This is a genomic window from Sporomusa sp. 246TCP1 (assembly GCF_057319775.1).
Window position 1 is genome coordinate 5,524,131 of record NZ_CM170492.1, and the last position, 10,870, is coordinate 5,535,000.

Below are 10,870 nucleotides of genomic sequence, written 5' to 3' on the forward strand. Positions count from 1 at the left end.
CCGAGGAGGGACCTATGCATATCGATAAAATTTCACTGGCAAATCCGGTTATTTTGGCCCCGATGGCCGGGGTTACTGATTTGCCCTTTCGCTTGCTGGCTAAAGAGATGGGCTGTGGTTTAGTGTACTCTGAGATGGTGAGCGATAAAGGACTAATTTATGATAATGTCCATACAAAAAAAATGTTGGCGATCGAAGAGCAAGAACGGCCGGTAGCTTTGCAGATATTTGGTTCAGAACCTGAGAGTATGGGGCGGGCGGCCAAAATTGTTGCTGCCGCCGGGGCCGATATTATTGACATTAACATGGGCTGTCCGACACTTAAAATTGTTAAAAATGGTGAGGGCTCAGCGTTGATGCGAAAACCTGAGCTTGCAAACCAGATTATTGCTGCTGTAGTGACTGCGGCAGGTAATGTCCCAGTTACTGTAAAGTTTCGCAAGGGCTGGGACGAAAAATCAGTGAATGCCGTAGAGCTTGCCAGGCTGGCAGAGCAAGCCGGAGTGGCAGCTGTCAGTATTCACGGGCGTACCCGGGAACAATTTTATTCTGGCTCTGCAGATTGGAATATTATCAGGGAAGTAAAAGCAGCTGTTCACATTCCTGTCATTGGTAATGGCGATATCCGTACACCGCAAGATGCCAAGCGTATGTTGACTGAAACTGGCTGTGATGGCATAATGATAGGGCGGGGAGCCCAGGGGAATCCCTGGATATTCCGTCAGGTTGCCGAGTATCTTGCAACAGGCGAAATTTTGCCAGCACCTGAACTGAATGAACGAATCGACATGCTGCTTAGACATCTCGACATGCTTGTTGAACACAAAGGTGAATACATTGGCATCCGCGAAATGCGTAGTCATGCCGCCTGGTACACCAAAGGCCTGCCCAAATCAGCCGAGCTAAGGCTAAGGTTTAACCAGGCAATAAGCAGAGAAGATTTTATTCGCATTATGGAAAGCTATCGTAATGGTATAACTTAAGAAAATTTATTGTGCAAAGACCGGAAACTGCTTAGAAATGTCCAGCTGCTAGGCGCGCCGAGCATGCGAACGGAGTCGTACTGGAAGTACGTCGCAGTGAGCACGCGCAGAAGCAGCACCGTCGCCTACGAGACTGCGATACGTCTCTGGGATGGTAGGGGGCTTGTTGTAACAGCCCGTGCAGATGGGCGTTTATAAGCAGTTTCCGCGGAGGATAAGATGCATATGCTTATAATGCCTGTCGCTAACGGCGTATTGCCAAGGCCGCAGGGTGGAACGATTACCGGTATGTTTATTATTGAAAACGGAGGTCAGTTACTGCTGGATGTGGGGGTGGGACGAGAAATACTTATTTGTCCCTGGATTGTTGAAGAACAAGCCTTATATCCTGTTGGTGTAATTGTCCGCATTATGAATATTTGGAGTCAGATGGCTGTAGACAATAATAATGTCGAAACTCCGGTACTTATGGCTAAACTGGAAGGTAGAGGCCATGCCCGCTGGTATACTATGCGGACCGCGGGCAGCTATCTTTACTCAAATGATATCGAATATATCAACCTAAAAAAGATGCGTAAGCAGTACCCGGCTATCTCCGGCGCTGGTTGGGCGCCTCAGGGGGGATACACTGAGTTTCGCGATAAAAGTGATATACCTGTAACCATTTACGGCTCAGATCTTGAGACAGGCGAGCAAGTCAGCATAACGGCTAATTTAGGTGGTTTGGTTGAACTTGAACAGGCTCATACGATTGAACACTCGGTTATCAGGGCTTTGACTACCTATGGGTTATGCACGGCACGAACGTTGGTGGAAGCTATGGGCCGGGAGACCGATGAGTTAAAAAAATCAGTGGAGTTTAGTATTAAACATACCATGCCGGAAGCATTAGGTTTGACAGCCAGCGGGGCTTGTGGGAATCCGATGACAAATTTAGCCCAATTTTATTTGGCGCAAAAGTTTGTTAACAATATTGAGGCAGGTAAGTCACTGAATGAGTCTATTGACAAAGCTCGTCGTGCTACTATGTCTCAGCTTACTGATGATATTGGTATTACTATGAATCAAGGTATCCGTGTGCTGCAGGGACTCAAAAAGGGTATGGCCCATGATGATACCGTATTAAAGCTGGAAACTTATAAAAGAGTAATTAGCCGTTTTCCCTTTGAACCTTGGGAATAACGGCTTTTCTTCTGCCCGGTTTCTATTTCGTGGTAAACTTGTTATTTAGTAAAGATAATGCTAAAATATGCATGTACACAATAGTGTGCACATATACTAAGGGAGATGAACGCGCCGTGTTGCTTCGTATTGGCGACAAGATTGTTGATCAACAGAAAATTCATCATACTGTTGACCGGATTCTTGAATTGCGGCGAGACGGCTTATCACAGCAAGAGGTGGCAGGCCAAACTGGTGTTGATCGCACCTTTGTTTCGCGTCTCGAAGCTGTTGGTGAGATTCGTAAAGGCGGTCGTGTAGCGCTAATAGGCTTTCCAATAATAAATTGTCAAGAGATATATACTGTTGCCAGGCAAGAAGGTGTTGATTTTTGCCTCGTTTTATCTGAGCAGGAACGCTTAGATTTTGTTCAAACCAAAAGCGGAATAGAATTATTTAACACTATTATGGAAATAATATCCAACGTCCATAAGTATGATATAGTAATTATTATTGGCTCAAATATGCGCATTAAGCTAATGGAAGCCTTACTGGACAAAACAGTAATTGGTGTACAAATTGGGGAATCGCCAATTTCTGAAGATAAATATGTCAATCCGGAAGATATTTGTGCGCTTATTAGGCAGCTGAGGTTTTAGCCAGGAGGATACAAGGATGAAACAGGTGGTAAGCATCAGTCTGGGTTCATCAAATCGTAATAGCACGATTATTACTGAATTTGGTGGTCAACAGTTTCAAATTAAGAGAATTGGAACTGATGGGAATAAACAGGTAGCAGCAGATCTTATCCGCGAGCTGGATGGGCAGGTGGATGCAATTGGTCTTGGTGGTACTGATTTATATATTTATGCTGGCAAAAAGCGGTATACTTTCCGGGAGTCAGCGGCATTAGCTGCTAATGCCAAAATAACACCAGTAGTTGATGGCAGTGCCATTAAGAATACATTGGAGCGACGGATAATACCTTATCTTATTAATAAATATGGTTTTGAATTCAAAGATAAACAAGCGCTTATTGTATGTGCTGTTGACCGGTTCGGATTAGCCGAAGCTTTGGCAGGCGCGGGCTGTAAAACTGTGTTTGGCGATTTGATGTTTGGCCTGGGCTTGCCAATACCTATTACGACCTTAGACGGCCTGAACCGGTTGGCTAAGCTAGTAGCACCTGTTATTACCAAATTGCCTGTTAGTTTGTTTTATCCTACAGGCGATAAGCAAAACCAGATGTCTCCTAAATTTGCGAAGTATTTTCACCGTGCGTCGATTGTTGCTGGTGATTTTCATTTTATTAGGCGCTACATGCCAGATACTATGAAAGATAAATTGATTATTACCAACACGGTAACACAAGAGGATGAAGTTTTGCTAAAAGAACGGGGGGTTACTACCTTGGTAACAACTACACCGGAAATGGGTGGTCGATCTTTTGGGACTAACCTATTAGAAGGAGTGCTGACGGCCTTATCCGGAAAACATCCAGCTCAGCTAACGGTAGAAAATTATATTGAGCTTATTGAACAAGCTGGGATTGAGCCAAGGTTTAAAAAACTTACATAAGGAGGCGCTTGTATTTGCAAAAGTTTGCTTTTGTAGTTCATCCTTTGGAAGCTAGCGATTTTAGCCGGAAGTTTTCTTTTACCCGTAACTGGCCGGATAGGTTAGTAGAAGGTATTATCAAATACATACCGCCGTTCAAAGTCTCTCACATTAGTGGTATTGATTCTGGACATAATAAGGCAGAAGGCTGGTTTGTCGGGTGTCCTCTGACGTCACGGCAAATGGTTGCCATGCCTGAGCCGTATGTAATTAATAAAATCATTAAGACCGGTAAGGTAGCTGAAAAACTTGGAGCTAAAATTATGGGTCTAGGTGCTTTTACATCTGTTGTTGGTGACGCAGGTATAACAGTTGCTAAAAACTTAAAAATTGCCGTAACAACAGGCAACAGTTACACCGTAGCTACTGCCCTGGAAGGTACACGCCAAGCTGCCAAAGCAATGGGGATTGATTTATTGCGGACTAATGTGCTTATCTTAGGTGCTACTGGGTCTATTGGCGCGGCTTGCGCTCAGATTTTAGCCCGGGAAGTGCGCTACCTGACACTGGCGGCCCGGGATGAGGTCAAACTTGAAAAACTTTCCAAACAAATTTTGAAAGCTACGGGATTAGCCGTCCGGGTAACGGCAAATACTAAACAGGCTATTAGAAATGCTGATATTGTAGTAGCTGTAACCAGTGCTATTGACAGCATAATTGAGCCTGAGGACCTAAAGCCGGGAGCTATTGTCTGTGATGTGGCCAGACCACGTAATGTTTCACGCCGCGTAGCGGAAATACGCAATGATGTACTTGTGTTAGAGGGCGGGGTTGTGGAGGTTCCGGGGGATGTACAATTTGGACTGAATTTTGGGTTTCCGCCGCAAACAGCCTATGCGTGTATGGCCGAAACCATGATATTAGCGTTAGAGGGGCGCTATGAGAATTTTACGTTAGGGCGGGACTTAACGGTTAAGCAAGTGGAAATCATTGATAGACTAGCGGCTAAGCATGGCTTCAAGTTGGCAGGATTTCGCAGCTTTGAACGAGCTATTACTTCACAGGAACTTGCGTCTATTAAAGCCAATGCACTTGCAAAAACTTTGCAGATTTCGAAAGGAGTGCTTTAGAAAATATTGACAAAGGACATATTTATGCCTATAATAATGAAAAATAGAGGATGCTGCACACAATGTTCAGGTATCTCTTACCATAAAACGGTGTCAAGTTCTACTTGGCACTATTTATATTGTCTAATTCCTGGATATGAAGATTTTTTTATCAGAAGGGAAATTTTAAAAACAAACTGAATACACTATTTACAAAGAAAAATTTATAATATTTGCAAAATATTTTTGGCAAATAGCTAATAAGAGGAGAATGAACCATGGAAAAAGATGTTATGCTTACCATTGATGGACTGAAGAAGTTAGAGCAGAAGCTTGACCATCTAAAGTCGGTTCGCCGCCGGGAGGTAGCTGAACGTATTAAGCAAGCAATTGAATTTGGCGACATCAGTGAAAACTCGGAGTACGAAGATGCCAAAAATGAACAAGCCTTTATAGAAGGCGACATTCTTACTTTGGAAAAAATGTTGCGTAATGCTAAGGTGATTGATGAAGGGGAAGTGGGCACAGATATTGTTGCTTTGGGCTCAACTGTCAAACTTAAGGATTTGGAGTTTGACGATGAACTCGAATATACTATTGTTGGCTCAGCTGAGGCTGACCCGACCGAACTTAAAATTTCCAACGAATCGCCGGTTGGGCAGGCTATAATTGGTCAAAAGGTCGGCAGCGTTGTAGAAGTTAATGTACCAGCAGGTATGCTTAAATATGAGATTATGGAGATTAGACGTCACCATTAATTTCTATTGAGAAAAGACAGGGGAGAAGTTTCATGGCAGAAATAGAAGTAGTACAGGATAACAACCCGCAAGCGACCGAGGAACTAAACGAACTGATGAAGGTTCGTCGGGAAAAGATGGATAAGGTGGCCGCCCAGGGAATTGAACCTTTTGGACGCAAGTATGATTTTACTCATCATGCGAAAACAATTATTGATGATTATGCTGAACTAGAAGGACAAACTGTCCGCATTGCCGGACGGCTCATGGCTGTGCGTGGTCACGGAAAGGCCAGTTTTGGTCATGTAATGGATATTACTGGAAGAATCCAAATTTACTTTCGTCAAGATGTACTGGGCGAAACGGCTTATGAGCAGTTTCATCTGTTAGATATTGGCGATATTATAGGTATTGAAGGTATAGTATTTACTACACAAAAAGGTGAAATCAGTATAAAAGCAAATCGATTTGAGTTTTTGGCCAAATCCTTACGCCCGCTGCCGGAGAAATGGCATGGTTTAAAGGATGTCGAGACTCGCTATCGGCAGCGTTATCTTGATTTAATTGTCAACCCCGATGTGCGTAATAACTTTATTATGCGCAGTAAAATCATTCAGGTGGTTCGGCAACAATTAGATGAACGCGGCTTTTTAGAAGTGGAAACACCAATGATGCACCCGATTGCTGGCGGTGCGGCAGCGCGCCCGTTTATTACTCATCATAATGCACTTGATATGAAACTATTTATGCGGATTGCGCCGGAGTTGTATCTTAAACGGCTAATTGTTGGTGGTTTTGAAAAAGTATACGAACTTGGCCGGGTATTTAGAAACGAAGGCATTGATATTAAACATAACCCGGAATTTACTATACTTGAGCTATATCAGGCTTTTGCCGATTATAAGGATGTTATGCGGTTGACAGAGGAAGTGATAGCCAAAGTTGCAGAGGCTCTCTTAGGTACAACCAAGATTATTTATCAAGGGCAGGAAATTGATCTTACACCGCCGTGGAACAGACTCACCATGCCGGAAGCCATACAAAAATATTCAGGGGAAGATTTTAGTGTGGTTAAGACAGTAGCTGAAGCTCGTGCCATTGCCGACAAGCTTGGTGTTAAATATGAGCAGAAACATGGGATAGGCGGTATCTTAAACAATGTATTTGAAGAGGTTTGCGAGGAACATTTGATTCAGCCAACCTTTATAATCGGTCATCCTACAGAAATATCACCTTTAGCTAAACGAAATAAAGATAATCCTGAAATTACTGATCGTTTTGAAGCATTTATCTTTGGACGTGAAGTTGCCAATGGCTTTTCTGAGCTAAATGATCCTATTGATCAACATGGGCGTTTTGCCGATCAGCTGGCTCAGCGTATGGCTGGTGATGATGAAGCACATATGATGGATGAGGACTATATCAATGCTCTTGAATATGGCTTGCCCCCCACAGGAGGTTTAGGTATTGGTATTGATCGGTTAGTTATGTTTATAACTGATTCCTATTCGATTAGGGACGTAATATTATTTCCACATATGCGCCACCGTGACTAGTGGTTAAAGGGCTGACCAGAATTGGTTAGTCCTTTTCTTTAGCTGTATTTTTTCATTGACGGCTTTAAATGATTATGGTAAAATAAATTTCGTTCGGTCGATGTATTCATAGAATTAAATCACAAATACATGTTGACAAAAATAGTTGATATGTGATAGGATATAGAAGTCGCAAAACAACGATTGAAAATTCAAAAAGTATTTCAAAAAATATATTGACATATCTTATTTGATGTGATAATATATAAAAGCTGTCGCCGCAATGCGAACGACAAAATGTTCCCTGAAAACTAAACAATGTAAGTAATGCATCAAAAAGCCAGATGTGCGGTTGTATGTCGCATGCGACATACAAAACCAATAACAATTTCTAAATAGCTTTAAAGAGCCAATTGGCTTTTCATAAAATCTTTTATGGAGAGTTTGATCCTGGCTCAGGACGAACGCTGGCGGCGTGCCTAACACATGCAAGTCGAACGGGGAGTTACTTGTAACTCCTAGTGGCGAACGGGTGAGTAACGCGTAGACAACCTGCCTCTAAATTGGGGACAACACCGCGAAAGTGGTGCTAATACCGAATGTGGTATCTTAGTCGCATGACTAGGATAAGAAAGGTGGCCTCTGAATATGCTACCGCTTAGAGATGGGTCTGCGTCTGATTAGCTAGTTGGTGAGGTAACGGCTCACCAAGGCGACGATCAGTAGCCGGTCTGAGAGGATGAACGGCCACACTGGGACTGAGACACGGCCCAGACTCCTACGGGAGGCAGCAGTGGGGAATCTTCCGCAATGGACGAAAGTCTGACGGAGCAACGCCGCGTGAGTGAAGAAGGTCTTCGGATTGTAAAGCTCTGTCGTTTGGGACGAACGTGTTCTATGTGAATAATGTAGAGCAATGACGGTACCAAAGGAGGAAGCCACGGCTAACTACGTGCCAGCAGCCGCGGTAATACGTAGGTGGCAAGCGTTGTCCGGAATTATTGGGCGTAAAGGGCGTGTAGGTGGATTTTTAAGTCGTGTGTCTAAGTGCGGGGCTCAACCCCGTATAGGCGCAGGAAACTGGAAATCTTGAGTGCAGGAGAGGAAAGTGGAATTCCCAGTGTAGCGGTGAAATGCGTAGATATTGGGAGGAACACCAGTGGCGAAGGCGACTTTCTGGACTGTGTCTGACACTGAGGCGCGAAAGCCAGGGGAGCGAACGGGATTAGATACCCCGGTAGTCCTGGCCGTAAACGATGGGTACTAGGTGTAGAGGGTATCGACCCCCTCTGTGCCGCAAGCTAACGCAATAAGTACCCCGCCTGGGGAGTACGGCGCAAGGTTGAAACTCAAAGGAATTGACGGGGGCCCGCACAAGCGGTGGAGTATGTGGTTTAATTCGACGCAACGCGAAGAACCTTACCAGGACTTGACATTGAGTGAAAAGCTAAGAGATTAGTTCCTATCCTTCGGGATACACGAAAACAGGTGGTGCATGGCTGTCGTCAGCTCGTGTCGTGAGATGTTGGGTTAAGTCCCGCAACGAGCGCAACCCTTATCCTTTGTTGCCAGCGCGTAAAGGCGGGAACTCAAGGGAGACTGCCGCAGACAATGCGGAGGAAGGCGGGGATGACGTCAAGTCATCATGCCCCTTATGTCCTGGGCTACACACGTACTACAATGGGCTTAAACAAAGCGAAGCAAGCCCGCGAGGGTAAGCCAAACGCATAAACAAGCTCTCAGTTCGGATCGGAGGCTGCAACTCGCCTCCGTGAAGTCGGAATCGCTAGTAATCGCAGGTCAGCATACTGCGGTGAATACGTTCCCGGGCCTTGTACACACCGCCCGTCACACCACGAAAGTTGACAACACCCGAAGCCGGTGGGGTAACCAGCAATGGAACTAGCCGTCTAAGGTGGGGCCGATGATTGGGGTGAAGTCGTAACAAGGTAGCCGTATCGGAAGGTGCGGCTGGATCACCTCCTTTCTAGGGAGAACCGTTCAGTGTAACAACTGAACTACTTCCAGGTCGGTACATTTGGCAAGCATTACGATACTAGACGGAGCTTATGTGCTCGCTGTAGTATCTCTTACATTGTTTAGTTTTGAGGGAATGCAAGTTGTCAAAATTACTTAGTGAAATACATGAGTAATTTTGATAACATAGTAGATCCTTAATGGGCCTATAGCTCAGCTGGTTAGAGCGCACGCCTGATAAGCGTGAGGTCAGTGGTTCAAGTCCACTTAGGCCCACCATACCTTAATCTAGGTAAAGCATTTAGAATGCCACAGCTGCTAGGCGCACCGGAGAACTGCGCAGTGCCGCGTACGAAGTGTGTACGCAATCAAGCAGTTTGAGGAGCAACGACGCAGATGGGGTATTATCAATGGTTTATGGGGGCGTAGCTCAGCTGGGAGAGCACCTGCCTTGCAAGCAGGGGGTCAGCGGTTCGATCCCGCTCGTCTCCACCATATATCCAGTGACGATAGCTGTGGGGTTCCACCTGTTCCCATACCGAACACAGTAGTTAAGCCCACAAACGCCGAAGGTACTTGGCTGGAAACGGCCTGGGAGATTAGGAAGTTGCTGGTTCGTCTCGACAGTCGATGTTAGACGTACGACCTTCGATAAACCATCGAAAAGTCCAAAGTCGCAAATCGAAAGTCGAGCAAGTGTTCCTTGAAAACTGCACAGAAGAAAGCAAAGTAAAATTACCTCTCATATGCAAATATGTGAAGTAACTTAACGAAGCGCAATTAGGATTTAACTGAAGGCAAAACGTAAGCTAAACCCTCGGCACAGTAAGATGTAGCCGAGAGACTGGCTAGCGTGCATCAGATGCTAGGCGGAAGGAGGACGCGAACGGAGTCGTACTGGAAGTACGTCGAAGAGAGCGCCCGGACTGACAACAACGCAGATGATGTGCGATAGACAGTCGACAAAGTATGCAGCAACAAGACTTAATTAAGTCAAGTTACTAAGGGCATACGGCGGATGCCTAGGCGCCAAGAGCCGACGAAGGACGGGGTAAGCTCCGATATGCCAGGAAGAGCTGCAAGCAAGCTTTGACTCCTGGATTTCCGAATGGGGGAACCCGGCGGTGGTAATGCACCGTCACCTAACGTAAGTTAGGAGGGCACCCGGGGAACTGAAACATCTAAGTACCCGGAGGAAAAGTAATCAATTGAGATTCCCTAAGTAGCGGCGAGCGAACGGGGAAGAGCCCAAACCAGAGAGCTTTGCTCGCTGGGGTTGAGGACTGACATAAATCAGAAAATATCTAGTTGAACTACCTGGAAAGGTAGGCCACAGAAGGTAACAGCCCTGTAAACGAAAGATTGCATCTGAGGGTCAGAATCCAGAGTACCACGGGACACGAGGAACCCTGTGGGAAGCAGGGGGACCACCCTCCAAGGCAAAATACTCCTTGGCGACCGATAGCGCATAGTACCGTGAGGGAAAGGTGAAAAGCACCCCGGGAGGGGAGTGAAAGAGAACCTGAAACCGTATGTCTACAAGCAGTCGAAGACCCTTATGTGGTCAACGGCGTGCCTATTGAAGAATGAACCGGCGAGTTACAGTAACTAGCGAGGTTAAGTGGGAAACACGGAGCCGAAGCGAAAGCGAGTCTAAATAGGGCGATAGTTAGTTATTGTAGACCCGAAACCGCAGTGATCTATCCATGGCCAGGTTGAAGCGCAGGTAAAAATGCGTGGAGGACCGAACCCGTGAGCGTTGAAAAGCTTTGGGATGAGTTGTGGATAGGGGTGAAATGCCAATCGAACGC

At 45.5% G+C, this 10,870-nt stretch carries 7 protein-coding genes, 2 tRNA genes and 3 rRNA genes (1 of these 12 running past the window's edge); all 12 read left to right on the top strand.

The genetic code is table 11. The features are described 5' to 3' along the window. The first annotated feature begins 14 nt into the window (after window positions 1-14). Window positions 15-983, top strand: coding sequence for a tRNA dihydrouridine synthase DusB (dusB, locus tag AC1ECB_RS26045; protein WP_485666511.1), 969 nt, complete (start codon window positions 15-17; stop codon window positions 981-983). Between the two features lie 219 nt (window positions 984-1,202). After that, window positions 1,203-2,165 carry a hypothetical protein gene (locus tag AC1ECB_RS26050; RefSeq protein WP_485666512.1) on the top strand — a complete coding sequence of 321 codons (963 nt, stop codon included), beginning with the start codon at window positions 1,203-1,205 and terminating at the stop codon, window positions 2,163-2,165. Between the two features lie 116 nt (window positions 2,166-2,281). Next, window positions 2,282-2,803: a helix-turn-helix domain-containing protein gene (locus AC1ECB_RS26055; protein ID WP_485666513.1), complete on the top strand. Its 522-nt coding sequence runs from the start codon at window positions 2,282-2,284 to the stop codon at window positions 2,801-2,803. A gap of 16 nt (window positions 2,804-2,819) precedes the next feature. Beyond that, on the top strand, window positions 2,820-3,722 hold the full coding sequence (locus tag AC1ECB_RS26060) for a quinate 5-dehydrogenase (protein WP_485666514.1): 903 nt from the start codon (window positions 2,820-2,822) through the stop codon (window positions 3,720-3,722). A 14-nt stretch (window positions 3,723-3,736) separates the two neighbouring features. Next, window positions 3,737-4,831, top strand: coding sequence for a saccharopine dehydrogenase NADP-binding domain-containing protein (locus AC1ECB_RS26065; RefSeq protein ID WP_485666515.1), 1,095 nt, complete (start codon window positions 3,737-3,739; stop codon window positions 4,829-4,831). A 257-nt stretch (window positions 4,832-5,088) separates the two neighbouring features. Continuing rightward, entirely contained in the window at window positions 5,089-5,568 is a 480-nt protein-coding gene (gene greA / locus AC1ECB_RS26070; protein WP_094605238.1) for a transcription elongation factor GreA, read from the top strand. Window positions 5,569-5,600: 32 nt separating this feature from the next. Next, complete coding sequence (gene lysS / locus AC1ECB_RS26075) at window positions 5,601-7,103, top strand: lysine--tRNA ligase (RefSeq protein ID WP_485666516.1); 1,503 nt, start codon at window positions 5,601-5,603, stop codon at window positions 7,101-7,103. A gap of 411 nt (window positions 7,104-7,514) precedes the next feature. Further along, window positions 7,515-9,069, top strand: a 16S ribosomal RNA gene (locus AC1ECB_RS26080). A gap of 192 nt (window positions 9,070-9,261) precedes the next feature. Next, window positions 9,262-9,338: transfer RNA gene (locus AC1ECB_RS26085), tRNA-Ile, on the top strand. 140 nt (window positions 9,339-9,478) lie between these two features. Next, a tRNA-Ala gene (locus AC1ECB_RS26090) sits at window positions 9,479-9,554 on the top strand. Between the two features lie 4 nt (window positions 9,555-9,558). Beyond that, a 5S ribosomal RNA gene (rrf, locus tag AC1ECB_RS26095) occupies window positions 9,559-9,675 on the top strand. A gap of 375 nt (window positions 9,676-10,050) precedes the next feature. Continuing rightward, window positions 10,051-10,870, top strand: a 23S ribosomal RNA gene (locus AC1ECB_RS26100); it runs 2,096 nt beyond the window's last position. The 16S, 23S and 5S rRNA genes sit together here with 2 tRNA genes alongside, the layout of an rRNA operon.